We start from the raw sequence: 24,587 nt of genomic DNA, 5'->3' as shown, positions 1-24,587 counted from the left end.
GATTTCAGCGCCCAGGTCAGGGGCCTGCCCGCTGAAATCTTCGCTGCGGTCCGACACCCGGCCGCGCCACCTCCGCCTCGAACAGGCCGAATTCGCCATGCCCTCGAACCCATCAGAGCGGCCCACAGCACCGCCGCACGACGCGAGGAGGCGTACCCCTCCGCTCATCCGCCCCGCCCGGCGTCTTCAGCGCCGGCCGCGGGCGAGCCCGATCAACCTCACGAACCGAGGAGCTCCACCGATGAACCGCACCAGCAAGCGCTTCACCCTCACGGCCGCCGCAGCCGCCGGAATGCTCGGACTGCTCTCCGCCACCGCGCAGGCCGAGACCACCGACCCCGGCAAGCCGGTCCGCACCTATACCGAGGAGCGCACCAACCCGGTCACCGGCGAGAAGGAGACGGCGACGATCACGGAGTACCCGGACGTCATCAAGCGCGGCAACGGGGGCACCTCGAACAAGCCGACCCGCAGCTACACGACCGACACCAACCCGATCACCGGCCAGCGGGAGAAGACGACGGTCACGGAGTACCCGGGCACCGTCAAGCGGCCGAGTGTCCCCTCCGGCACCACGGCGCCCGCTCCGGGTACCGGCGGGCTCTTCCTCCGCGACGCCGACGGCTCCGTCAAGGGCCTCATGGGCGAGGGCGACCGCGCACGGATCATCGCCTGCCACCCCAGCAACCCGAACCTGGTCAAGGTCGAGCAGACCACCAGTGGCCACAGTGGCTGGGGCCCGTACGTCGGTTACGTGAAGATCGCGGCGACCTCGGACCCGAGCCGTATCGCCTGCGGCTGATCCCTCACGCCCAACCTTCCTGCCCGGCCCCGCACTTACGCGGGTGTCGGCCACGGGCCGGCCGCACGGGAGACGCCTCCCGTGCGGCATTCGGAACAACACCGCACGGCCACCCCCTGAAACCCCCATCGCACGAACAGCAGAGAGGAGAGCCCCGTGCCCGCTGGCATTGAGCGCCTGGCCAAACTGGCGGAACTGGCCGAACGCCGCACAAACCTCATCCGTCAACTCCTGGCCTCGGCGGAGGACTTACCGGAGTTAAGCCTCGGACCTGATCAATCGGACACCGTTTACATCCGCACCCTTCTGACCCTTCTGGCGGCGGACGTCGCTGCACTCGAAGGAGTGCTGCTCGCCGGCCTCGCCGACCCCGAGCACCGTCACGGTCACTGATCACTGATCGCCGGGCCTCGTCCGCCGGCGGCGCGGGCGATGGGCGCGCTCCTCGACAGGGGCGCCTTCACTCGGGCCCGCAGCCCCGCGAAGCAGGTCCGATCCGGGCCGGCTCTCCGGGTCCGCCGCCACCACCGAAACGGCCCTGGCCGGTGTCTTCAGCACCTGGCCAGGGCCTCGCCGACCGAGCCACAGACCACGAACCGGTAGGAGCTCAGCAGCATGGCCAACCGTACCCGCGCCCGCGACTTCGAACGCCGCCTCTCGCGCATCAACGCCGCCGCGCAGGGCGCCGAGAACGCCCGCTCCGCTGCCACCCGCCTCAGCCGGGAGAGCGTGAGCACCTCCGCCTCCCCCGTCACCTCCCTGACCGGAGCGGCCTGATGAGCTACGGACGCAGCAAGGACGACAGCTCCATCAGCTCCACGCAGGGCAGTTCCTCCAGGTCAAGCGGCTTCACGGCCGGCAGGGGGCCAGTCAGCAGGCGCTCCATGACCGGCTGACCTGCAGCCGCCTGGAAGATCGCGACAAGGACACACCTCCGGGCAGTTTCTGACTTCCAACCGCCCGCCGAGAAGCCCTCGTTGAACGCGCAGTCCGCCGTTCTGGCCTCCGCCGGGACGGCGCTCTGTCTTTCAAGCCCACCGGAACCGTCAGCGTCCACGCCTCCACCTCTCGGGGCCGAAAGCGCCTCCCGCCGCGCAAAGCGCTCCGCGGACCGCCGACGGCGCCGCAGGACCGCGTCCGCCGCGCGCCAGGGCGCCCGCAGGTTTTCGGCACGCAACCTCTCCCGGACGAGGCGGGCGGTGAACATCGGCGTCGTCGGTGTACGTCAGTCTCACGGGAGCGGCTCGGCCCTTGCCGGAGCGGGGTCAGCTGCCTGACGCGTGGTTGACCAGCGTCGCGCCTACGACCGCGTCGAAGGTGCTGACGATAGCCGCCGTCGCGGTCGCTCAGGGCGTGACGCTCCGGGTGCTCACCCGGCCGCGAACCAGATTGAGCCACTTTCGCAGGCGCCAAATCCCGGGCCGCGCAGGTGCGTTCGAGAATCCTTTCTCCCGGCATCACGCCAGGTCAACGACCTCTCCCGCACAGCGGACGTCCTGCTGTGGCTCTGAGCAGGGATGACCGGATCACGGTGCCGGCCACCGCCGATTGTCAGTGGCGTGGACGAGGGTCCCTCCGCAGAGCACAGCCACACCACACCGAAGGAGCCGGGTGCTGCCGACGCGTCATGCAGTCCGCCGCTCGGGCGACGGTCCCGCCGCATTCCCCGTACGTATGAATCGAACGAAGCGAGAGCGGCCGCCGAGGCTGACGGCGCCTGCCGTCCGCGCCCTGGCGTCGAACCTTCAATCGACTCGTCGCCCCAGGCTGCCCGTATCGGCCCTGTGATCAGGTGCGTTGTCCGGGTGCTCTATCCCTTTCCGCAACCGAGGAGAAACCGTGAATCCCGTCCGCGTGCTGGTCACCCTTCACCCTGTGTTCGACAACCCTCCTGCTGCGGCCGTCGAGGCCCTCGCATTCCGACGCCCCGTCGACGTCCGCCGCGTCCTGTTCGCCGCCGCATCACGACCGTCATCGGGGTGGGGGGCATGACCAACTCGACCACCCTGTCCCCCGCCCTGCTTGCGTGGGCCAGCCGGGGCCTCGACGCCCGCCCCGTGGCCCGGGACGCCTCACACGACAGAAGCAACTCCCGCGTCTGGCACCTCTCCCTGCCCAACGGCGTCGACTTCTACCTGAAGATCGCGCCGAACCCGGTCATGTACGAGCGCGAGACGTTCGCCCTCAGAGCCACTGCACCGGCACTCGGCTACGAAGGCGCACCGCAGCTGCGCGACTCGAGCCCGGAGCATCTGGCACTGCTCCTGACCGCCGTCCCCGGACGGCCCCTCAAGCAGCTGAAGCTCTCCCCCGCGGAGGAAGCCCGCGCACACCGGCACGCCGGCGCCCTGTTGGCCCGCCTCCACGCGGCCGGTGATCTGTCCGGACCTCGACGAGCCGAAGCGGAGCAGGCACTACAGGCCGCGGCCGAGGGCGCCGAGGGACACCTGGCGAAGGCCGGGGACCGGCTGACCACGCCGGAGCAGAAGCTGGTGCGCGACCTGGCCGAGCAGCTTCGGACCCTGCCGCCGTTGCCGCTCGCGTACATCCACGGCGACGCGTGGGAGCGCAACCTGATGTGGTGGACAGCCCGGCAGCAGGCCGCGTGGATCGACTTCGAACGATCCCGGTTCGCGGCCGCCGTGCAGGACTTCGTGCTGATGGCCTGCGCCACCTGGACGGATCGGCCCGACCTGCGGGCCGCCTGCCTCCAGGGCTACGGGCGAAGCCTCACCGTCGAGGAGCAGCGCGCCCTGACGTGCCTCGCGGCGATCGACGCGGTGAGCTGTCTGGTCTGGGGACCAGACCACGACGACCCGCAGGTCACCGCACGCGGACGGCGCACCCTGGACCGGCTGATGGCGGGGGTGTTCGCATGACCGCACCACACGACAAGACCGACGCCCCGGCCGTCGACGAAGCCAACCTCGGCGGCGAGGCGGTGTCCCTCCCGGCGGCCCGGTCGGGTGCTCCGCAGCCCTCAGCGCCACCGGAGCTCGACTACAACGGGCGCAAGCACCGGCGGGCGATGGACGACGCGAGCCTGTGGGACATGGCCCGCCGCATCCCCGCGGCCCTGATCCAGACGGCCCGCCTGGCCTGGAGCGTCGACCGGCGCATGGCGCTGACGATCGTCGTGTGCCAGCTGCTGTCCGGCCTGGGCACGGCCGTGATGCTCGCCGCCGTCGCCAAGGCCCTGCCGCAGCTCATGGTCTCCGACCCCCGCCAGGGCCTGGCCCACGCGTGGCCGGCGCTGACCGTTGCCGTCGTCGCGATGGCCACCGGAGCGGCCCTGTGGATCCTCGCGGACTGGGCGACCCGGCGCCTGAACCCCAAGATCGCCTCAGCCGCGGACCTCCAGCTGGTCGATCTCCATATGCGGGCCGAGCTCGCCGCCTACGACGCACCGGGGTTCGGGGATCGCAGTCAGGCCGCGGAGATCGGCGCGCTGCGCGCGGTCGACCTCGCCGACGACGCCAAGACCCTCACGAACGGGCTCGTGCAGCTGCTGTCCGCGGCTACGGTCCTCACCTCCTTGCATCCCGCGCTGCTGGGGGTGTTGCTGCTGTCCGTCCTTCCCCGCGGCATGGGCGGGGTGATCGCCGCACGGGTCGACTACCGGGTCCACGACCAGACGATCTCCGCCCGCAATGTCCGCGGAATGATGCGGTGGTGGCTGACCACGTCCGAGCTCGCCGACGAACTCCGCGCCAACACCATGCGCCCATATCTCCACTTTTGGTACAGAAGTATGTGTGATCGCGTCGAGTCGAGGGAGGTTGCTGGGGCCCGGCCGTATCTACGGATCACGCTCCTCGCCGCCTGCCTCGGCGGCCTGTTCACCCTCGGCATGTGGGCCTCGCTGGCCGCCCTGGTGCTAGTCGGCGCCATGAGCACGGCCCTCGCGGGTACCGCCGTCGTCGCCTCCCAGACCGCCGGCCGGGCGCTGAACTCGATCATCCGGTACTCGACGGTGATGTTCCACCACGGGCTCTACCTCTCCGACTACTACGAATTCATCGACGAGGTCCGCGCCATGACCACCGCGCGCGGCAGCGTACAGGCCAAGCCTCCGCGGCAGATCCGGCTGGACGGCGCCTCCTACACCTACCCGAGCAAGGAGATCCCGTCCGTACAGCCGATCACGCTCACTCTGAACCGGGGCGAAGTAGTCGCACTCGTCGGAGAAAATGGCGCCGGCAAGTCCACGCTCATTCGCATGCTCACCGGACTCACGGTTCCCACCGACGGCAGGGTGCTCTGGGACGCCACCGACTTGGCCGGCGCTGACGCGGAGACGGTGTGGCAACACGTCGGCCTAGTCCCGCAGAAAAATGGACATTGGCCCCTCGCCGCCCGGGAGAACGTCACCCTCGGCCAGCCCCGAGAATACGGCGATCAGCGGATCTGGGGCGCAGTCGAGCGGGTCGGCATGACCAAGGCCCTGCGCGAACTCCCCGATGAGCTGCAGACGTTGCTCGCCCGGTCGGTCTGGGGCGGCCACGAGTTGTCCGGCGGGCAGTGGCAGAGGTTGGCTTGCGCGCGGGCGATGTACAGGGAGCCGGCCGTGCTCGTCCTGGACGAGCCGACCAGCGAGATGGACGCCCGCGGAGAACACCAGATTTTCAAGGAACTCCGCGCCATGGCCCCGGACCGGATCACCGTGGTCGTGACGCACCGGCTCGACAACGTCCGGATGGCAGACCGGGTCATCGTTCTCGACCAGGGCACCGTGCGCGAGCAGGGGACATTCGACGAACTCATCGCCACCGAGGGGAGTTTGCTCGGGGAGCTGTACGCCCTCGCCCAGGACCGCTGAACCTTCCGGGTCATCGCACTCTCATCGCGGGGCCGCGCATCGGCGCGGCCCCGCCTCTCTCTCTACCTCGGCGCGCTCGCTGAGACCGTCGAGCGGGCCTCCTTGAGTCCGGACGAGGCCACTCCCTATCGCACCGGATTGTTTCTGATCACGTCCGTCGAACTGACGCTTCGCGCACTGTAGACCGCACGTCCAGAAGGCTCACCCAACCGCCTACCAGGCGACGCCAGCAGCCGCGGCCCGCACGGTTGTTGAGGGGGTGGAGGTGGACGGGCTCCGGTCGCCAGAACCCCATGCGGCGTCCGGACGTTCAGTCGCCGGCGACCGGCCTCTGGTCCTCTGGGCGTCCCTACGGCCTGCTGGCCCGTTTGAACCGGGAGACCTCGACAGCCCACTGCGCCACCGCTTCAAGATCTCCCCGCGGCCGCGGGCGGCCGACAGCAGCCGCTATCCGGGGGTAGGCCGGATGCATGTCGTGATCGGCCCCCGTGACCAGCGCGGACAGCAAGGGCGCAGCCCCCTCTCGGCTCCGGTCGATCTTGATGAGCACACCAGTTTGCTGGCTCCGGTCGAGGGTGGGCAGACCGGGCGGGAGTTGGGCGCGAATCTCCTGCCAGGTGAGCGTTGTTCCGGTCGCTGCTGCCTTCTGCAGGATGGTCTTGACCGCGGCGGCCAGCGGGTCGAGCTTCACGCTCGCGGGGCTCTCCGGTTTCCCGGCTGCCGGGGGCTTCGTGCGGGCACGGGGCTTAGCTGCCGCGGTGCTCGCCGACCGCCGCTGTCGCGCCTTGCGACCCCAGCGGGCGACCCGGTCCCGCTCGTGGTCCCTGAGTTTGGGGCCTGCGATGTTCGCCGCCCGCGTCAGCTCCTCCACCAGCTGCGCCAGCTCATCGCCGGCAAGGAGGTCGCTCTCGCGGTCGAGCCGCTCCAGCAGGGCACGGGCTCGTGCTGCCGACTCCTTTGCCCGGTTCGGCTTCCTGCTTTTGGAGGGCTCCGGCCTCTTCGGGGCTGGCGGAACCGGCTTGTAGTGCAGCTGCCTTCGTAAGGCCGCCTGGGCCGGGGACTGATCGGCATAGTCGTGCTCGCGCAGATAGGCACGCGCCGCGGCCAGGATGCGGTGCTCCTCGGCGCTGGCCCCACGCCGGGTCAGTGAAGCGGCCTGCTGAATCCCGGAGCGGACATCCCACGCCCGTCGTTCACGGACCGCGGTGTCCAAGTCCTTGAAGATGTGGCGCTGGTACTCCTCGTGGGTGGCTAGAGCGTGTCCGATGGGTCAGCACCGGCCAAAGTGGAGAATTTCGGCCTACTTCTGGTATCAGGGCCACCGGTGATGAGGGGATGGCTACGCTGAGGCCGCTCTTGATCATCTCTTTGGAGGTACTGCTATGACGGAGAAGGAACCCGTTCAGGGGGATGAGGGTCTCGTCCTGATTCCCGCAGCCGAAGTGTCCGAGCAGGACAAGGCGACGCTGACACTGGACTCCGAGGTCATCACAGTGACCGACGGGACTGCTATCCCTGCGGAGATCAAGGCGGTTGACGAGCAGGGCAACGTGATCGCTGTCTACACGGCCTCTCAGCCCGTGACGACGCGGGCGTCGTCGCTAGCAACCAACATTCAGTCGCTCTACTCGCAGTACTACCTGAATTTCAACGGGCTTTCCCAGACCAACCTCGCGCAGTAGCTCGCCCAGGGCTACCGCGAGAATTAGGGCGTCAGGCCACTCCGGGGCGACCGCGCAGCCACAGCCGTATCGCTGCGAGGGTGACCGTCCCGTGAAAGATGTACGCCCTCTTGTCGTACCTGGTGGCCACGGCCCGGGACTGCTTGAGGGCGCCCACGGTGCGCTCAACTTCGTTGCGGCGTTTGTAGAGTGCCCGGTCGAAGCTGGCGGGCCGACCACCTCGACTGCCTCGGCCCAGGCGGTTGGCCCGCTGGTTCCTCGGTTCCGGGATGGTGTGCTTGATCTGGCGTCTGCGCAGGTAGCGGCGGTTGCGGCGCGATGAGTACGCCTTGTCGCCGCCCAGGTGGTCCGGCCGGGTGCGGGGATGGCCGCCTGCCGGACGGGGCACGCGAATGCGTTCCAGGACCGGGATCAGCTGCGGAGCATCACCCCACTGCCCGGGAGTGACCAGGACAGCCAACGGCCGGAGCCCACCCTCGCCCGCCAAGTGGATTTTCGTCGTCAGACCGCCGCGTGAACGCCCCAGGGCCTCATCCGGGCGGTGTTGCGCAGGCCGGGTCCGCTTGCCGGGCTTCCGTGGCCCCCGCTTGCGTGCGCCGGCGGCGTGCTGGTGGGCACGGCACACGGTGGAGTCCACGCTCACCATGGACCAGTCGATACGTCCCGCTGCGTCAGCATCTACCTGGACAGCCCGAAAAATCCGCTCCCACGTGCCGTCCGCCGACCACCGCCGATGCCGGTCGTAGCAGGTCTGCCAACTCCCGAACCGGTCGGGCAGATCCCGCCACGGAATACCGGTTCGCATGCGGAACAAGATCCCATTGATGACCTGCCGGTGATGTTTCCACCGCCCACCCCGACCGACGTTCGTCGGCAAGTGCGGTTCCAGCAGCAACCATTCAGCGTCAGTGAGATCTCCCCGCCCCATGAGCTTTGAACGATGACCAGTCCCTCTCGTCACGGACCTATCGGACAGGCCCTAGCCACTCCTTTGCTTCCTCCAGGGCCCTCTCGGCTTCGGCTCGCGCCGTGGGCGTCAGGTTGTCCAGGAAGGAGCTGCTGCCGTTGCAGAGCCTGCGTACGTGGTCCACCGTCCCCGTGCGCTGCGCTGCCTCCAGGCCTCGGACGAACGTGACCACTCCCTCCGGCAGAGCACTTCGGCCGGAAGTCGGCCCCAATACGGCCGGCCGGTTCCCAGCGGCGGACCGGTCCCGCAGGATGCGGGAGGCGGCAGACGTGAGCAGGCCCTCGTCCGTCCACGCGCACTCGCTGAACGGGGCCCACTCAGTGGGGTGAGCCAGGCTCTGGGTCCCGATCCAGACCCGGCGGGTTGCGCCGTCGCTGTCGCACCGCACCCGGTAGACGTACGGGCAGCCGGCCAGCCTGCCCGGGTCCGGCACCACGCCGGGCCCGAGAACCACCCTCCGCTCCGTGTCGTCCCAGTCGGGCCGGACGGAGTCGTCCATATGAATGCGCAGGGAAGTGCCGTCCTCCAGGTCCACATCGACCAGGGAACCGATCGGCGGAGGGAAGGCGAAGCGTGCGACGCGGCCGTGATCCAGCAGCGACCGTGACATCGCCGACTTCACGTACAGGTGGTCCGCGCTGGATTCGCCCACGGCCGGCCGGCGGCAGGTGTTCGGCATGCCGTCCGGTTGGGGGAAGTGCTGGAAGTGACACTGGCGGTCGACGTAGAGCTTGGTCGCGAGCTGGGCGCCGCAGCCGCCCAACAGCACGCCGCACCAGAAGGTGTCCTGTTCGTGGGCGTGGCGGAAGGCGTCGAGCTCGATCGCCTCGGGTGGCAGGACGACAGGGACATCGGAGTGCTCATCGCCGATGACCGCCGTCTGCACCAGTCGCGTGTCCCGAACCACGTCGCCCCCCACTCTTGTCTGCAACAAACGATAGGTCGCTGGGTTCATACGCGAGGGCCGATGCTCACCCTTAACTGGAAGAAGCGGGCACGGTACCGACGAAGATGTAGTCGCAGTGCAGGAGGCTCACATCGGCCCCGCTGTCCGGACCAGCTGCGATGTCCACCGTCCACCTTGGGCCGGCCACGTCAGGGTGCGGACAGCCGTCGAGGAGCGGGGCCGGCGGGCCGGCAGGAGGCGCGGGCGGGTGCCCCGTGAAGTGCCGCGTCCTGAGGCAGCCCGCCCTGTTCTTCGTGGACGTGGCAGCCCGGGGTGAGGTAGCCGCCGTCCCGAGGGGCTCGATGACTCACGTCCGCCACGAAGTCCCGAAGCGCGCGAAGAAGAACGCGCTCGCGGCCAGGTGCTGGATCCGGGGGATCCGGGCCATCGCGAACTTCCAGATTCGACACGTCGGGACATCTGGGGTCCTAGTGAATCCTGAATCCCACCCCTGCAGCCTCTGTCCACAGCTCCGCGCTCGTACGGTCCGGGTCCCGATCACGGAACGGAAGGGCCCGACATGTCCGCAATAGCTTGGCTTCGACTGTCCGACGACCGGCTAGTTCGAGCCGATCGTGTGGTCTCCGTCGACTTGTGGGGGCCGGTCGTCGGCAACACCGGGCAGCTCGAGGCCACGAAGGCGGTCGCCGGGCATCCGGCACGGATCGTGGCGCAACTCGCCGGCCCCGGCACGCCCTGGGTCCACGTCGCGACCTGCGCCGCCGCGCGCGGAGGCGAGTTGATCACCGGGCTGCTCAACGCGCTCGCCTCGGCCGCCGCGCGGCCCTCGGGCATCGCGTTCGTCTACGGGCTGCGCCATGGCGGGGAGCTGTCACGGTGGGCGTATGGGGCGGCAATTCCACTCACCGACCCCCGCGTTGCGCCGTTTCACGAGGTGCGCGATCCCGCCCCGGGGCGATGGCTGATGCGTCCGCTGCGGGGTGAAGCCTAGGAGAGGTTCCTGAGCCCCGTGGCGGCGGGCGACCGACAGCTGCTGGTGGTCAGGAGCGGCCCTCGTGTCTCTCCTGGCTGTCGTCTGCCGCCTGGTGGAAGGGGCGTTCACACAGCAGGGCCGGCCGCTGTGCGACCCATCCCGATTCGTATGCCGCGGGATCGTGGACGGTCCGCAGGTGTGTGAATCCGAGGCGTTCGTAGTATCTGTGGAGACGGATGTTGGTGGTCCAGGCGTCGAGGCGCAGCCACTTCGCCCCGAGGCGGGTCGCCTGGTCTCCGCACCAGTTGAGGATTCTTGCTCCCAGGTTCTCCCCGCTGCCCGGCCGCGCCAGGGTCAATTTGTGGACGTACAGGGCCGGTTCGTGTCGCTCGTCCTCGGTCCACAGGACGGGTTCGGCCTTCTGGTCGAGAGTGACGGTGGCCACGGGAGCGGACTGCGGTGCCGGGTGGAAGAGGTAGACCTCGCCGGCCGTCACGCTGTCGATGAGGAGTTCGGGCGGGTAGGGCGTGGACCACTGGTCGCTGCCCTGGGTGCGTAGCCAGTTGGCCGCGTCGGTGCGGAACTGGAGGAGTCGGGGAATGTCGGCCGGCACGGCCCGGACAACGATCACTCGCAGCCTCGCTCGGTGGTGCGGAACCGCTCGTACACAGTGATGTTGCGGTGGGCCGGCAGCGTGAAGAGGGTGACCTGCACGGGCAGGTCAGCGGCGTCGTAGTTGGTGCTGACGATTTTGATGGCGGGCACCGAGTTGCCGGCCCCGAGGCCCAGGCGCAGGTTTTCGCCCTCGGTGGTCGTGTGGGGGTGGATCTCGTCGATGGAGCGGACGATCTCGTGCCCGAGTTCAGTCAGGACGCGGTTGGTGCCGCGCTCCACGTTGTCCTGCAGCACCCAGTCGCTTCTCTCAACGATGCGAAGTGCCACGTAGGAGTCGTCGGTGTGGGCCGCGGCCCCGTCCACCATGTTGGTTCTGCGGCGCACGGCTACGTATTCGCCGTCCAGCAGGCCCAGGCGACTGCGGACAAGTTCGTCCGCCGGCTCGCGCGTGATCTCGTCCATCCGGGCATCGCCCTTGCGGTGCGCGGCGTCAAGGAGGGACGTGTAAATGTCGATGTTGGGCGCCTGCTCGTGGAACTCCGACTGCGGATAGAAGAGCAGTGGCTTCCAGTCGTGGACCCAGGCGCCCGAACCTTTGCGTGTGCGCACAATGCCCTCGGCCTTGAGTTTCTCCAGCACACGAACCAGCGACTGCCGGCTCAACCCGTACTCGTCGCCGAGAACCTGGGCTGAGGGGAGCTTGTCCGGAGAGCCGTCGGGCTTGCGGAAGTCTCCGGCCTTGATGCGTTCGCGCAGCAGGATGACGACGTCGTCGACTGTCGCCTTCTCCTGCGGCTTCCGCGGGCGATTGCTACTCATGGCCGCACCTTAGCAACCTGTCGCGACAGGTTAGCAAGAGTCGCTACGCGATGCACACCCACCCGCGAAGACGCTGCCGCATCGGCGATGTAACGCACCACGCCTTCAACTCAACCTGTCTTGACAGGTGTTGACGGGCCACCAGCTGATCGCTACGGTCGTGACCGGCACTACAACCTGTCTTGACAGGTTGATGGGTCTACGGCTGTGCATTCCGGGTCTAAGTAGCACAAGTTCGGCGCACCGCCAGGCCCCGCTCAATACAGGCCCGCTCTTTGAGAACTGCACAGCGGACACAGGACTGAGCGCCCGGCAGCTATCCATCGGCATCGCCGAACGGCCAATTGACCGGGCGGGATTGAACAGTCCAGACGACCAAGGCCCGGCACACCGTGCCTGTGCCGCGGCCTTGGCCGGCTGGCCAACACAACGGCCCTGGTCGGGAGTTACACCCGGCCAGGGCCGCCCTCGGCCCCTCTGGGGAGTCGCCACTCCCGCCAGGGCCTCATCCGAACACCTCACTCACCGAGGAGTCCGAACTATGTCCCACATTAGTGATCGCTCCGCTATCACCACCGTCCAGTTAGGAGCGATGAGCTCCGCTCACTCCAAGACGATCGCCGCCGCGGTGGACACCGATACGCGTGCTCGCGCAGCCGAGGTCGCGGGGGCGTACCTGTCCAACCTGACTCTGGCTGCCAAGACGGCGGCCGCGAAGGGGGCCCGCTGATGTCCGCGCCCGCCCCCTTCGAGCCCGTACACCCGAGCCTGGCCGAGTTCGCGGGCATGACTCACAGTCGCCTCGGCAACCTGAGTCCGGCCGAACACCAGGTAAGGGCGGCCGAGGTTGCGCGCGACGTGCTGCGCCGCGTGATCAAGCTCGACCTGTCGCACATGACGGTGGACCAACTCGCCATGGAGCTCCGGGAGATGCGGGGCGTGCTGGCCGGCTTGCTGACCGTCATGGTTCCAGTCGCCGTCCCTCCTGCTCGACCCGAACTCGGTGGACTCGCCGACGACGACCTGGTCGCCGGCCTCTTTGACATGATCATCGACGTGGCGCCGTTGGAGGCCGACGTGGCCGTCCACATCGGGCGCCCGTTACCCAACCCGCTGATCGACTCCCTTGCCAGGGCAATCAACGCGCCGGGCCTGCAGGACTTCGGTGAGTACCTGGAAGCCCGCGGGCACTGCGGGACCTCAACCGTGCACATCACCGCCATGGCCTCCCCTGGAGGTACGCGGTGACGCAGACCACGCCCCGGGCCACGCAGCCCCGCGAGAACCAGATCCTGGCCGAGCCCGCCACGGTCGACCGGTGCCGACAGGACTACGACCGCGGCGCCGCCGACCGGGCGACCGCCTTCAAGCAGATGCGCCGGGCGGGGCCCCTGACGCCTCGTGCCCACGCCGCTTCCCCCTGACCCCTACTCCGACCGCCACCCCCAGGGCGCAGGCGCCGCCCCTCAGTAACCCGCAGGGGACGGCAGACCCCCGTTGTCCCCCGCGTCTCCGCCCCTCGGAGCCGCCTCGCACAGGAGAAGTACGGTGACCACCTCAAGCACTCCCCCTACGACGTCCTCGCCGGCCTCGGCCGACGAGGAGGACCGGCCGCCGCTCAACAAAGCGCAGCGCGTGATCGTCGGTGTCGTGGTCGGCGGCGCGGTGGTGATCGCCGGGATCGGGTTCGCCGGCTCGTACGCGGCGGTCCGCGACCTTGCGATCCGCAAGGGCTTCGGCGCCTTTGCCCATGTGTTCCCGCTCGGGGTCGACTCGGGCATCCTCGTCCTGCTCTCTCTCGATCTGCTGCTGACCTGGCTTCGGATGCCGTTTCCCATGCTGCGGCAGACCGCTTGGCTGCTCACCGGCGCAACGATCGCGTTCAACGGTGCCGCAGCCTGGCCCGACCCTCTGGGAGTCGGCATGCACGCGGTGATCCCGGTCCTGTTCGTCGTGACGGTCGAAGCCGCCCGGCACGCAGTCGGGCGGCTGGCGAACATCACCGCCGGCCGTCATATCGAGCCGGTCCGGCTGATCCGGTGGCTGCTCTCGCCGCTTCCCACGTTCAAGCTGTGGCGGCGGATGAAGCTATGGGAGCTGCGCTCCTACGAGAGGGTCATCACACTCGAGCAGGAGCGCCTGGTCTACCAGGCCCGCCTGCGGAGCCGGTTCGGTCGCGCCTGGCGCCGCAAGGCTCCGGTCGAGGCCCGGCTGCCGCTGCAACTCACCCGCTACGGCGTCCCGCTCAGCGCCGGCCGCGACCTGGTGTCGGCCCCTTCGCCGTCACTGGAGGGGAACCTGCTGGAGACCCACGTCGCCGACGCGCTCGCGATCACTTCCGCCGCGGACGATGTCCTGCCGGACGTTCCCAGCATGAACGTTTCCGTCCAGGCCGTGAACGTGAGGGCCGGCGCCGACGTGAACTCCGGCGACGGGGAGGCGCCGACGCAGTGGACGGTAACCGTGAACTCGGCGGCCGAGCGTGAACTTGGCACCGTGAATCCGGGCGGCGGCTCGAGTGTGAACTCGCCGGTTCACGCGCCGGCCGATGCCCCCGTGAACGGTTCACGGCACGGCAGTTCACGGCTGCCCGTGAACCAGTCGGCGAGCGGGGCCGATTCACGCATGAAACCGTTCACACCCGCCGTGAACGGCCTCACCGTGAACTGCGTGAACTCCGTGAATCGGCTGCTCACAGGCACCGTGAACTGGTTCACGCCGATCGTGAAGCCCCGTGAATTCACGCGTGAACCGATGGCCGTGAATCGCCGGCACTGGAGCGTGAATAGGTCCGTGAAGCTGACCGTGAACAGCGCGGCCGACTGTGAATCGGGGGGCGTGAACGCCCCGTTGGGCACCGTGAATCCGGTGCCGGACGAGACCGTGAACGCGGACGACGACAAGCGTGAACAGGACGGCGTGAACGGCCGTACCGTGAATTCACGCCGCACCCCGAACGTGCACGCCGCGAAGATGCAGACGCTGCCGCCGACGTCGGTTCACGCCTCCGTTGGCGCCCCCAGCCCGGAGCAAGCCGAGCGGGCCGCGGCCGCGGCCGCGTGGTTCGAGGCCAAGAAGAAGAACCCTGCCCTGCAGCAGAAGGAGTTCGCGGAGAGCCTCAACCGGTCGCCGGCCTGGGTGACCAAGGTCCTCAAGGAGGCCCGCAAGAGCCGGGGCCCCGCCGATGACTGAGCCGGTCAGCAAGGACGCTCCCAGCCGGACAGGCCCGGGGCCGAGTCCGGCGCCCGGCCTCGAGGTGGCGCGTGCGCACCACCGGGCAGGGCCGATGACCTGCGAAGACGCCGATCACAACGAGCACTTCATCCGCATGCTGATCCAACTCGCCCTGGAGGGCGAGCGGATCACGGGAGCCTCCGAGGAGGGAGGAATCGTGACCACCGCCGACGAAAAGTCCGACCCGTTCCACGTCCCGCTGCCCGCTGAACTGCCGGCCCCCGCACCTCAGATGCCGTCGGCGCAGGCCGTACCCGAGGGGGCTCCGCCCCTTCCGACCACGGCTCCGGCCCTTCCCGCGCAGCCCCGGCCGTCCCCGGCACCCGAGCCGCGCCGGCCAGTGCGCGAAGGACGGGGCGAGGACTGGTGGACGAAGCAGACGGACCCGAGCAACCCCTGGCCCACTCCGGCGTCCCTCGCACCGCCGGAGGAGCCGCAGGACTCGGATGGCGACGAATACACAGGTCAGAGCCATGATCTGGCCCCGGTCGATGACGCACCCGGGCGGGAGCACAGTCGCGGCGAGCCTACCGAGGCCCGCGTGGATCCGGAGCCGCTCGTGAAGGAGCCCGTCGGCGAGTCCGGTGACCAGGACACGGTGGCCAAGGAGGTGCGCCAGGGCTTCGCTCCGCTGGTGGACGAAGTGCGCGCGCTGGCCGACCGGTTCGCCCGCCCGTACGTGCCCAGCGAAGACCCAGTGGAGGACAGGAATCGGCTGCGGTGGAGGCGCATCCGCCTGTACGGCATCCCGCTGGGCATCGCACTCGTCCCGCTTCCACCCACTTTGCCGGGCGTCGGGACGGTCGTCGGCGGCTACTCCCTGGCCGGCATGTACGCGTCCATCCCGCAGTCCCTGCAGGTCAGTTCCGGCTGGTCGCTGGGCTGGGCGGCCGCGGCCGCACTGGCCCCGACCTGCGTCGTGGTGGTGCGGTTCGCCAGCCGCCTGAAAGCCCGGCAGAAGCCGGGATTCACGCTGCGCATCGTCACCTCGTCGATGGTCTGCGGCTCAGTCATGTACGGGCCGGTCGGCACGTACGCCCTCTACCTCATGAACGGACATATCGCGTGAACACCCTTGCTGCAGGAGGAGCGGGAGCCGCTGGATTCGGCGCCGGGGCCACCCTGGTCGGCCTCCTGATCCTGGTCTATGTGATCCGCCTCTGGAAGGGCGGCAAGACCTCCGGTCGCGGGTCGTTCCTTTGGGGCATTTGCGCCGGAATTCTGCTGGGTCTGGGGGGCGGCATCCTCGGCACCATCGGAGCCACGGCCGGCTGGGCTGCCAGCACCGGCGGCGGCATCCTCTCCGGCACCGGCGGAGGTGTTCCCGGTGCCGGCGCCCCGGCCGCACCGAAGACCAGCGGCGGCGAGAAGAGCAGCGTCGGATCCTTCCTCACCGGCGCGGTGATCGTCGCGTGGAATGCCGCGGCCTGGGCCTCCGACAAGAAGGACGGCAAAAACTGGTTCTTCGTCGGGGCTCTCGTCGGCGTCTGCCTCGGCGCCGCCGGCGGCATCTTCGGCACCCTGTCGGGCGCCATCTCCACCACCGGCGGCAGCGTCGGCCAGGTCCTGGGAGGCCTCACCGGCTAACCCGGATCCGATCCGCCGGCGATCGGCCGGTGATCCGCCGACGATCGGTCCCGATACGCCTGGCCGATCAGCCCCGGCGGATCGCCGGCCGATCACCCGCCCTGTCTCTGACCTGCGAAAACACGATCAGACACATCACTTCGCCCTCCCCCGCTTCCTGCTCTGCGAAAGGCCGCACCGTGGCTGTGGATCTCACCAAACACCCCGACCCCAGCCGCGACACCGACGTGTCCGCGCACGCTCCCGGGCCCTCCACCCACGCGGTGGAAGACGTCGATGGCCCGGCCGCCACCGACACAGCAGAGCAGGACGCCGGCCCCGCCACGGAGCAGGAGAGCCCCACCGGATTGCAGGCGTGGAAAGACGGCCTCAGCCACGTCGTGCACCACCAGCTCGGCCGCTGGTGGAGCGCCGAGGACCTGACCGACGAGCAGCTCCTGACGATGCTCCTCAACCGCCAGCACAAGGACTTCAACGAGCGGATCAAGGCCCGCACGACCATCGCCACGCAGCAGCTGAACACGGCGCGCACCGCCGAGCAGCAGACACCCCAGACATGGAAGGCCGCCGACAAGATCCAGGGCACCCTGGACGACCTCGCGGACCAGGAGTTCACCCCCCGGGTCCCCACCGCCCAACGCCTGGGCGCGGTCCGCCGCGAGCGAGCCCAGTCCCGCCGCACCAACGCCCTGATCGCCGCGGGCGTAGCCGGCGTGCTGGCCTGGCAGGCGCCGGAAGTTGCCACCAGGGTCTCGGTGTTCATCACCCTCGCAGGCACAGCCTGGGTCTGGGCGATGGGGCGCTGGCCCTGGACGTGGACCGCGAAGACCCCTGCGTTGACGTTCGACCCCGACGCGGACGTCGCCGCCGCCCTCGAGGCCGCCGCCGGCGAATCGGAGACCTCCGAGGACGAGGAGGCAGAGGCAGCTGAGAGCGACGCTCCACTGCCGGTCGCTCCCGGATGGGACCCCGCGCCCGGCACGGCGGATGCACCGTCAGCTCCCGCCGACAGCCTCGCCGGACCGGCCACGGGCAGCGAAGCCCCGGCCGTGGAATCGGCGGCCGCGGCCGCACCTGGCGCTGCGACGGCGGCAGTCCCCGGCGGGCGGCCCCTGGAGGGGACCGCGCCCGCCGCGGATGCCCAGCCGTACCCGATCGCCCTGGCCACCACCGCTCAGGCGGCAGCCGACTGCCTGTGGCGCGCGCTGCGCACCGAGGGCGTCGACGTCGGCTGGGTCGGCGACGGCGTGAACTTCCCGTGGGGGTGGCAGCTGACCGTCAGGGTCCGCTCCGGCTCACCCGACGACATCAGCGCGAACAACACCCACAAGGGGCTGATCACGCGGCTGCGCCTGCCGCGCGGCAGCGGCGTCCAGGTCGAGCCGTGGGAAGACCCGGGCGACACCTGCACCGTCCGTCTCGTCCAGCGCAATCCGTTCGCGACCCTCGGCGAACTCCCCTACCGGCCGCCGCTGTCGAGGTCGATCAACGACGTCGCCGACTTCGGCCTGGTGATGGACACCTCCCCGCTCGCCTACTCGCTCGCCGGGCTCATGCTGCTCATGGTGGGCGACTCCGGCGCCGCCAAATCGGGGATCATGCTGGCCATGGCGGAGGTCACCACCGCCTGCTACGACGCGGTGACCTTCAACATCGACCCCTACGGCTCCGGCGTCGCCGACCTCGGCGAGGCGATCACCGCGAGCGCGCACAGCGACGAGCAGATCATCGCCGTGCTCCGGTTCTTCCTGGGACTGGCCAAGTCCCGCGCCCGGATGCGCCACAAGTACCGGATGGGCAACACCTGGAAGCCCAGCCGCGAACACCCGGCCGTGTGCCTGTTCGTCGACGAGTGGCCCAAGCTGTCGGACGAGGCCAAGAAGCTGCTGATCGAGCTCCTGCTGGTCGGCCGTAAGGAAGCCATCTGGGTCTACGCCGGCTCCCAGTTCGGCACCTCCGACTACCTCGGCGCTCCGATCGGCCCGAAGGTCGCCGCCCGGCTGCTCGGCGCCTGCCGCGGCGACGACGTGACCGCACTGCTCGGCGCGGGCGCCCTGGCCGAGGGCTACCGGGCCGACCGGCTGACCCCGGCGGTGTCCCCCAGCGACCTGCGCGACGCCGGCGTCATCTACGCCAAGGGCCTGCCACAGATGCCCGACCGTCCCGTGCGCTACAAGTTCCGGGAGGTCACCGTCGACACCGCGGCGCGGCTCGGCGCGGAGCGGGGCGCCGCCGGGCTGCCCAGCATCGCCGCGGACTGCGCCGAGGCAGGGCTCAACCTCGCAGCCCTGCTCGCGCTGTGCAGCACCGACCCGGACGTGCGGCCGCTCCCCTCGATCCTGGCCTCGATCCAGTACGCCATGGAGGCGACATCCTCCGGCTACCTCGGCTACGTCCCGGTCGAGGACGTCGTTGCCCGCCTTCGCGAGGAGGACGAGAAGGCGTGGTCCCGCTGGGACCACATGGCCGATGCCGGAGCTCGGCGCCGGGAACAGGGCAAGGAGATCGCCCGGCGCCTCAAGGAACACGGCATCACGCTCACCACCGAGCGGGTCCCCTCGGTGGGTGACCCGCAACGCAAGATCACCGTCTACAAGCGGGTGGCAATCGAGCAGGCCATCAAGGAACTCCCGTGAACCCCTGCCGCCCTCCACTACGGGCTGCCGATCAGAAGGAGCAGATGATGAAGGTGCGCACCACTACCCCGCTCCGGGCCGGAGCGACCGGGCGCGGACGGCCCGCCGTCCCGGCGGGCCGTGGGGAGGCCACGCATGCCGGATGAGCAACTGCCGGGCGACCGGCCGGAGAACGGGCAGCCAACCGGCAAGACCGACTCGTTGCGGGAGATCGCGCGAGACGTGCGCCACCTGGTCGCCGTCCTGGCGCCGATCGCGCTGGGGGCCATCGCCCTGGTCGCGCTGGTCCTGGGATCGGTCGCACTGTTCTGGTACGTCCTGTACCGGGAGTGGGGCCTGCTCGGCTCCATCGCCGTCATCGTGCTGACGATGTCGGTGCTACGCCTGGCGACCCTTTACAGCCAGCGCAGGACCGGGCCCCGGCCGTAAGCCGCCTGGAATGAGGGGGTGGTGATGCAGGGAACTCCCCGCATCACCACCCCCTTTTGTGTTGTCGGATGGCCGGAATTGCTCCGCCGCCAGCGGACCAGGTCCGACACTGGGGCTCCCCGAGGAAAGGAAACTCCGCTGTGGCCCGAGTCGTTCCGACCTACCGCGCCCGCTACGCCCACGAGGCGATGCGTGACCTCGAGAAGGAGGTGCAGAACGGCAAGGCGGCCTACGAGGACCCTCGCCAGGTGACTGAGTCGGTGGAGCTCCTGCAGAAGATCGCGGGCCACGCCGGTCCGGTGATCCTGCAGTCGGCCGCGGCCTACCGCACGACCTCTCGCGACCCCGGCAGCGAGCCGAACAAAGAAGCCGGCCGGCTCCTGGGCGAGGCGGCGATCCTCGCTACCCAGCTCGCGCAAAAGCTCAACGAGGCCCTGCAGCATGCCCGCACCATCCGGTAGCTCCCGGCACACGAGGCGGAACGCGATGAGGCCCGACCGCAACGGTCGGGCCTCATCGGCGTTTTAGGTCGGCCACGGCATGCACCGCACGGCCGCGGGGTTCAGAGCGCTTCGCGCACGGCCGCCGGCAGCGGGTAGGCGGCGGCAAGGGCCTTGATGATCTCGTGGGCAATCTCCCGATCGGCCTCGGGATCGGCCTTCTCGACGAGCGCACCGCCGTCTTCGTCGGTGTCGGCGCCGAAGAGTTCAGCGAGTTCGTCCTGGAGATCCTCGCCGTCGTCCTCGGCATCGAGGTGGGCGTACTCGGCGCGCTGATCCACGTACTGGTAGACCCGGCTCAGGCTCGACGGATTGGCGGCCTCACCGTTGATTTCGGTTCCGGTGGCGAAGACCGTCGGGTGGGGCTCGGGCCCACCTGACGGGATGAGCAGGTTGAGGACCGCGTCCTTGAGGGCGGTGCGGTCGAGGTAGACGCTTGCGTCCACGTGTGGCTCCTCTCAGGGGGTGTGCGGGCGGGGGCTGGTCAGTTCGAAGGCCTGGTCCAGGCGGCGGGTGTGGTCCGGGGCCAGCAGGTCGCCCAGACTCACGGTCGAGCCGAACCGGTAGCCGGCCCAGTCGGGGGTCATCTCCAGGAGCTCTGCCGTGCGGGTGCGCAGCGCCTGCAGGCCGTGCGTCCACTGCTCGGCCGCGGGGAGCGCCTCCCACATCTGCTCGGCCTCCTCGTCGTCCAGGACGTCGCCGGCGGGTGTCTGCAGGCTGGCGGTCCACCAGGTGGGGAAGGGGTCGCTCCAGGAGACGACGACGGGGTGGTCGTCGCGTTCGAGCAGAAGGCGCTGTACGTCGTGCCAGCCGCATTCCGGGCGGAAGTCGCCCGATGCCAGGCCCTGGGTGATCACGTCGGCGAGCCAGCGGCGGTGGGGACCGTCGACCCAGGTGTTGACCTCGCACTGGCCCATCAGGCGGGCCGCGAGGCGCAGCGGCTCCGTTCCGCTGTCCATCGCGGTGTTGAGGAGCAGGGTCAGAGGTCGGACCTGGTGGCCTCGGTAGTCGACGACCGGGTCATCGAAGATGATGTTGTACAGCGAACGGGCGTACATGCCCAGCCACCGGTACGGACTCACCTGGCCGCCGAGCCGGATTTCCCGCAGTGCGTGGTTGTCGGGCAGCAGGTCGAACAGCGCGTAGGCCCGGTCTCCGGAGTTCGGGGAGTCGAAGAGGACCCTTCGGGCGTGGTCGTGTATCAGGTTGTGGAGGTGGGGGCGCTCGCGTCCGTTGAGCTGGGCAAAGCCGTGGAGGTCCTGAAAGCGGATGTAACTCACGGGGAGTCCTTACGTCGGTGCGTGGGGCGGCCAGCGACTCGTGCGGCAGCGCGGCTGCCTGGTCGTTCGGGAGGCGGGTCGTTGGTCATCCGCGACTTCCTGCGCGAGCACTCCTGGCGCAGGCGTGCAGCCCGAGGGTGGTGATTTCCTGCTCGACGCGCGGCAGGTCTGTGGCCCGGGTCGGACGAGGTGGGCGGTGCGTGGGCGGCACGGTGTCGGTTCCCCTCACGGTGATGTGGCGGCGGGTCGGGCGGTGTCCGCGGCGCTGCATGGGCCGCTGGCCTCGCAGTTCCTTGTATCAGCCGGGTCCGACAGCAGCGTGGTGCGGTTCAGTTCTTATCGAGCGCGGGGCGGGTGTTCATCTCCAGGGCGGCGATGGCTTCCTGGGGGACGGGGATGACGCTCTCGATCAGGGTCAGTGCGCGGCGCAGGGCGATCTGGCGCTGGGGGGCGTAGCCGCGCTCGTCGAGGGCGACGGCCAAGGCGGCTTGGGCCTGTTCGATGTTGCGGCGTTCGGCGGGCGGGAGGTAGCGGGCGCCGGTTGTTCGGGCGTGGTGGTCGGCGCTCTTGAAGGCGGCTTCGAGGGCGGTGACGGTCTTGCGGTATGTGTCGAGGGTTTCGGGGGCGGTGGAGATGCGGGCATCGCGCGCGGCGTCGAGGGCGTCGATGAGGCGGGCGGTCTGGAGGACGTTCACGTCGGCCAGGGCCAGTCGGTGGAGGTTGTCCAGGAGGTTCATTTCGAAGTCGCCGTACGCCTCCCGCACCGCGTCGTGCCGAGTCTCCAACTCGGCTCGTCTCTGGGAGAGTTCGCCGTCACGCCGCGACTGCGCTTGCGTACGCTCGCGTCGGCGGCGCAGCACTGCGGCGAGAGCGCTGGCGATGAGCAGGAGCGCGATGAGTGCCGCGATGGTGCCGGCGACGATCGCGATCGTCCCCCACGGTGTGCTGTCAGTGTGCCCCGTTCCGTCCGGCGTGGTCGTGCCGTGGTCCACAGGGGCGGGGTCGGCGTCGAAGTTCTTGGCGACGGTTGCCCGCAGCCTGGCCGCCAGCTCCATGGGGAGGCTCGGGTTGGACACCAGGGTCAGCAGTGTCATGGCCCCGATCAGGGCCGTGCACATACGTGGCCAGTCCTTGGCTATCCAGAACCGGAGCATCTGGACACCGAGGAGCAGGCACGCGATGTTGCCGACGAGGGTGAGTATCCAGGTTGCGGTCGTGGACGTGGCTGCCATGGGACGGGCCTTTCACGGGATGCCTGCCGCAGGGCGAGCGCGTGATGCGGGCCCACGGCGTCCTGGTAAAGAGCAGGACACGATCACGGTGTGCCAGGGCGCCTGTGGACAGAGCCCGGCGCCGACGCCCTCCCCTGTGGACCGCGGCCGACGCATGGCCGTGGCGTCGCGGGCTGGATCAGATGCGGTCGCCGATCTTGATCTTGCGCCACGTCGTCTCGCTGACTTCCTTCCAGTTGGAGCGCTTGCCCTTGACGATCTGAACCTTCCAGACCTCCGGGTGCGTGTTCACCCCGGTCTGCACGCGCCCGAGGTACTGGCGGTCGCAGACCCGGCGTGAGCTGGACTTGCCCCCGCTCGTGCTGCCGTTGGATCCGCTTGAGTTGCCCTTGTCCAGCTTGTTCGGAGTGCCGGGCTTCACCTTCGAGCCGCCCCCTCCGCCCCCGCTGGTGGTCGAGCGTCCGCCGGTTGAGGGCCGGCTTATGCCAGTGAGGGCCAGCGCGTTGGTGGTGACGTTGCGGCAGTTCGTCTCGCGGTAGCGGTCTTCGTAGACCGGTGTGGAGGGCCGCGCCTCGTCGTGGTCCTTCTTCTTTACGGTGCCGTGCTCCAGCGGCGGGGGCTTGGGCGTGCTGGAGGTGCAGGCCGTCAGCAGGATTGCGGCGGAGACAGCGGTGGCGGTGATCGCGACCGGTCGAGTGGCGGGGAACATCGGGTCGGGGCTCACTTTCTGCTACGGGAAGGGGAGTTGGTGGGCGCGGGCGGCGAGACGACTGTCCGCCAGGTGGCCTGTGGACAGTGCCCCCGCCGAGGGCGTAGGTCGCCGCTGCCGTCCATGAACGTCTCGGCGTACGCAGTCGGGGCCGGCGTTCAGTTGCTGGTGTCAGTGGAACGGCAGCGCAGGGGCGGGCTCGAGTGGTTCCCCATGTGCCCGATGTGTGCCGCGGCGATACCTTCCACTGCCTTGAGCAGGGAGTCAGGGGCGCGGGAGGTGCTGACGGGGGAGGCCGAGCCAGGTAGACCTGTTCCCGCACCGGGTACTGCCGTCCAGCGCGGTCGGGGTCTCGGACACGGCGGAGGTATAGAGCTGGGTGCCACAGTGTCCGCATGCGCTGTGCAGGTGCGGGAGCGCGGCGTCCTCGCCTCCGCCCAGGTGTTCCAGGTAGGCCATCACATAGGCCAGGTCCTGGGGGGCCTGGGCGATGAATTCGGCGGAGGCCCGGGAGACGGCCAGATCTGCGGTGGGGTCGTCGCTGTCGCCGGGTTCGTGGTTAACCGAGACTTCGGCCACCCGCAGGCCTTCGGCGTCCATGATGTGGAAGTCGGTGTGCGTGGCGGCGGGGTCGTCGTCTGCGACGAGTGCGCCGTGGCGGTCCCATGCGTACGGGTCGATGTACCAGGGGTTGCGGGCGGCGGCGGTGAGACGGTCGCGGATCTCGGCCATCCGCGGCATGTTCTGGATTTCGGGGGGAAGGGCGACGGCTTGGGCCAGGTCGAGCCGGTAGGCGATCGTTCCGTCAGGGGCGGTGTCGCTCTGGCACAGGGGCATCCAGATGTCGCGGTTGTAGTCGTTCAGTTGGTGAGCCCAGCCGTTCACATCGCCCGCGCCGTAGCCTGCGGCGGGAATCGAGAGGCGGCGCGCCTCGCCGGTGGTGGTCCAGTACGTGCCGTCGGCTTCGACCGTACCGAGAGGGAGGAGGATCAGGCGCAGGTGGGCGGCATCGAACGGTGCGTCCGGGTCGGGGTGGTGGTCGGTGAGGATGTCGCGGACGGCTGCGGCGATGTGCGCACACGCGATGCGGGTCAGGCGCTCCTCGGCGCGCTTGATGCGTTCGTGGGCCTCGTTGAGGGCAACGGTCAGGCTGCTGTCGTCGACGGTGTATGGGGTGGTCACGGGACTCCCTCTTGCTGTGTTTCGGGAGCCAGGGCTGCGGCACTGTCCCGCAGCCCCGGCGGATGCGCTCAGGTCAGGAAGTGGAAGACGATGCCGAGCTAGCTGTCGCCCTGGATCGGCTCGCCGAGAAGCGGCAGCCCGTAGGCGTAGCCCACGTTGCGCTCGGCGCGGTGACTCCGTTCAAGGCCAGCGGGCGGAGGGCGACCCGCTCGTC

The 24,587-nt window shown here is 69.4% G+C and carries 27 protein-coding genes; 16 read left to right on the top strand and 11 right to left on the bottom strand.

What is annotated here, in order from left to right; translation table 11 throughout:
• Window positions 1-241: 241 nt before the first annotated feature.
• The 3 genes from IE206_RS40420 (at window position 242) to IE206_RS40410 (ending at window position 1,579) form a co-directional block, all read left to right on the top strand.
• Entirely contained in the window at window positions 242-802 is a 561-nt protein-coding gene (locus IE206_RS40420; RefSeq protein ID WP_189971467.1) for a hypothetical protein, read from the top strand.
• Window positions 803-958: 156 nt separating this feature from the next.
• Window positions 959-1,195 carry a hypothetical protein gene (locus IE206_RS40415; RefSeq protein ID WP_229853377.1) on the top strand — a complete coding sequence of 79 codons (237 nt, stop codon included), beginning with the start codon at window positions 959-961 and terminating at the stop codon, window positions 1,193-1,195.
• A 222-nt stretch (window positions 1,196-1,417) separates the two neighbouring features.
• Window positions 1,418-1,579, top strand: a complete 162-nt coding sequence (locus IE206_RS40410) for a hypothetical protein (RefSeq protein WP_189971465.1) — start codon at window positions 1,418-1,420, stop codon at window positions 1,577-1,579.
• Between the two features lie 4 nt (window positions 1,580-1,583).
• Here IE206_RS40410 and IE206_RS40405 read toward each other — a convergent pair whose 3' ends face one another.
• On the bottom strand, window positions 1,584-1,859 hold the full coding sequence (locus IE206_RS40405; protein WP_189971463.1) for a hypothetical protein: 276 nt from the start codon (window positions 1,857-1,859) through the stop codon (window positions 1,584-1,586).
• A 931-nt stretch (window positions 1,860-2,790) separates the two neighbouring features.
• Here IE206_RS40405 and IE206_RS40400 point away from each other — a divergent pair.
• On the top strand, window positions 2,791-3,681 hold the full coding sequence (locus IE206_RS40400) for a phosphotransferase (RefSeq protein ID WP_189971461.1): 891 nt from the start codon (window positions 2,791-2,793) through the stop codon (window positions 3,679-3,681).
• The gene (locus IE206_RS40395; RefSeq protein ID WP_189971459.1) at window positions 3,678-5,621 is read left to right on the top strand and encodes an ATP-binding cassette domain-containing protein; all 1,944 of its coding nucleotides are present in this window, start codon (window positions 3,678-3,680) and stop codon (window positions 5,619-5,621) included. The genes IE206_RS40400 and IE206_RS40395 overlap by 4 nt, the downstream gene beginning before the upstream one ends.
• A 349-nt stretch (window positions 5,622-5,970) precedes the next feature.
• On the opposite strand, the gene IE206_RS40390 is transcribed toward IE206_RS40395, so the two are convergent.
• Complete coding sequence (locus IE206_RS40390) at window positions 5,971-6,834, bottom strand: hypothetical protein (protein WP_189971457.1); 864 nt, start codon at window positions 6,832-6,834, stop codon at window positions 5,971-5,973.
• Between the two features lie 169 nt (window positions 6,835-7,003).
• Between IE206_RS40390 and IE206_RS40385 the strand changes: the two genes are divergently transcribed.
• Complete coding sequence (locus IE206_RS40385) at window positions 7,004-7,303, top strand: hypothetical protein (protein ID WP_189971455.1); 300 nt, start codon at window positions 7,004-7,006, stop codon at window positions 7,301-7,303.
• Between the two features lie 31 nt (window positions 7,304-7,334).
• On the opposite strand, the gene IE206_RS40380 is transcribed toward IE206_RS40385, so the two are convergent.
• Together IE206_RS40380 and IE206_RS40375 are read right to left on the bottom strand one after the other, a co-directional pair.
• Window positions 7,335-8,231: an IS5 family transposase gene (locus IE206_RS40380; protein ID WP_189971453.1), complete on the bottom strand. Its 897-nt coding sequence runs from the start codon at window positions 8,229-8,231 to the stop codon at window positions 7,335-7,337.
• Between the two features lie 37 nt (window positions 8,232-8,268).
• A complete protein-coding gene (locus IE206_RS40375; protein WP_189971451.1) occupies window positions 8,269-9,177 on the bottom strand; it encodes a hypothetical protein in 909 nt (302 codons plus the stop codon).
• 559 nt (window positions 9,178-9,736) lie between these two features.
• Between IE206_RS40375 and IE206_RS40370 the strand changes: the two genes are divergently transcribed.
• Window positions 9,737-10,168, top strand: a complete 432-nt coding sequence (locus IE206_RS40370; protein ID WP_189971449.1) for a hypothetical protein — start codon at window positions 9,737-9,739, stop codon at window positions 10,166-10,168.
• 49 nt (window positions 10,169-10,217) lie between these two features.
• On the opposite strand, the gene IE206_RS40365 is transcribed toward IE206_RS40370, so the two are convergent.
• Window positions 10,218-10,781, bottom strand: coding sequence for a GNAT family N-acetyltransferase (locus IE206_RS40365; RefSeq protein ID WP_189971448.1), 564 nt, complete (start codon window positions 10,779-10,781; stop codon window positions 10,218-10,220).
• Entirely contained in the window at window positions 10,778-11,584 is an 807-nt protein-coding gene (locus IE206_RS40360) for a GntR family transcriptional regulator (RefSeq protein WP_189971447.1), read from the bottom strand. The genes IE206_RS40365 and IE206_RS40360 overlap by 4 nt, the downstream gene beginning before the upstream one ends.
• 592 nt (window positions 11,585-12,176) lie before the next feature.
• Here IE206_RS40360 and IE206_RS40355 point away from each other — a divergent pair.
• From IE206_RS40355 to IE206_RS40315, 9 genes are all read left to right on the top strand, one after another.
• A complete protein-coding gene (locus IE206_RS40355; protein WP_189971444.1) occupies window positions 12,177-12,314 on the top strand; it encodes a hypothetical protein in 138 nt (45 codons plus the stop codon).
• A complete protein-coding gene (locus IE206_RS40350) occupies window positions 12,314-12,832 on the top strand; it encodes a hypothetical protein (protein WP_189971442.1) in 519 nt (172 codons plus the stop codon). Before IE206_RS40355 ends, IE206_RS40350 begins: the two co-directional genes overlap by 1 nt.
• A complete protein-coding gene (locus tag IE206_RS40345) occupies window positions 12,829-13,008 on the top strand; it encodes a hypothetical protein (RefSeq protein ID WP_189971440.1) in 180 nt (59 codons plus the stop codon). The genes IE206_RS40350 and IE206_RS40345 overlap by 4 nt, the downstream gene beginning before the upstream one ends.
• A 211-nt stretch (window positions 13,009-13,219) precedes the next feature.
• On the top strand, window positions 13,220-14,776 hold the full coding sequence (locus IE206_RS43010; RefSeq protein ID WP_229853378.1) for a DUF2637 domain-containing protein: 1,557 nt from the start codon (window positions 13,220-13,222) through the stop codon (window positions 14,774-14,776).
• 94 nt (window positions 14,777-14,870) lie between these two features.
• Complete coding sequence (locus tag IE206_RS40335) at window positions 14,871-15,887, top strand: hypothetical protein (protein WP_189971437.1); 1,017 nt, start codon at window positions 14,871-14,873, stop codon at window positions 15,885-15,887.
• Window positions 15,884-16,405 (top strand): hypothetical protein, encoded by a 522-nt coding sequence (locus IE206_RS40330; RefSeq protein WP_189971436.1) that lies wholly within the window; start codon window positions 15,884-15,886, stop codon window positions 16,403-16,405. Before IE206_RS40335 ends, IE206_RS40330 begins: the two co-directional genes overlap by 4 nt.
• A gap of 179 nt (window positions 16,406-16,584) precedes the next feature.
• Window positions 16,585-19,041, top strand: coding sequence for a hypothetical protein (locus IE206_RS40325; protein ID WP_189971433.1), 2,457 nt, complete (start codon window positions 16,585-16,587; stop codon window positions 19,039-19,041).
• A 135-nt stretch (window positions 19,042-19,176) separates the two neighbouring features.
• Window positions 19,177-19,470, top strand: a complete 294-nt coding sequence (locus tag IE206_RS40320) for a hypothetical protein (protein WP_189971431.1) — start codon at window positions 19,177-19,179, stop codon at window positions 19,468-19,470.
• Window positions 19,471-19,610: 140 nt separating this feature from the next.
• On the top strand, window positions 19,611-19,931 hold the full coding sequence (locus tag IE206_RS40315) for a hypothetical protein (protein WP_189971429.1): 321 nt from the start codon (window positions 19,611-19,613) through the stop codon (window positions 19,929-19,931).
• Between the two features lie 101 nt (window positions 19,932-20,032).
• Here IE206_RS40315 and IE206_RS40310 read toward each other — a convergent pair whose 3' ends face one another.
• From IE206_RS40310 to IE206_RS40290, 5 genes are all read right to left on the bottom strand, one after another.
• On the bottom strand, window positions 20,033-20,416 hold the full coding sequence (locus IE206_RS40310; protein WP_189971427.1) for a hypothetical protein: 384 nt from the start codon (window positions 20,414-20,416) through the stop codon (window positions 20,033-20,035).
• Between the two features lie 12 nt (window positions 20,417-20,428).
• On the bottom strand, window positions 20,429-21,250 hold the full coding sequence (locus IE206_RS40305; protein ID WP_189971425.1) for a hypothetical protein: 822 nt from the start codon (window positions 21,248-21,250) through the stop codon (window positions 20,429-20,431).
• Between the two features lie 329 nt (window positions 21,251-21,579).
• A complete protein-coding gene (locus IE206_RS40300) occupies window positions 21,580-22,482 on the bottom strand; it encodes a hypothetical protein (RefSeq protein ID WP_189971423.1) in 903 nt (300 codons plus the stop codon).
• A gap of 178 nt (window positions 22,483-22,660) precedes the next feature.
• On the bottom strand, window positions 22,661-23,206 hold the full coding sequence (locus IE206_RS40295) for a hypothetical protein (RefSeq protein WP_189971420.1): 546 nt from the start codon (window positions 23,204-23,206) through the stop codon (window positions 22,661-22,663).
• A gap of 249 nt (window positions 23,207-23,455) precedes the next feature.
• Window positions 23,456-24,373 carry a hypothetical protein gene (locus IE206_RS40290; protein WP_189971418.1) on the bottom strand — a complete coding sequence of 306 codons (918 nt, stop codon included), beginning with the start codon at window positions 24,371-24,373 and terminating at the stop codon, window positions 23,456-23,458.
• Between the last annotated feature and the right edge of the window lie 214 nt (window positions 24,374-24,587).

The sequence above is a fragment of the Streptomyces violascens genome (genome assembly GCF_014649955.1).
Taxonomy (GTDB): domain Bacteria; phylum Actinomycetota; class Actinomycetes; order Streptomycetales; family Streptomycetaceae; genus Streptomyces; species Streptomyces violascens.
Note: the sequence above shows the minus strand (reverse complement) of the source record. Positions and strands in the feature narration are given on the sequence as shown.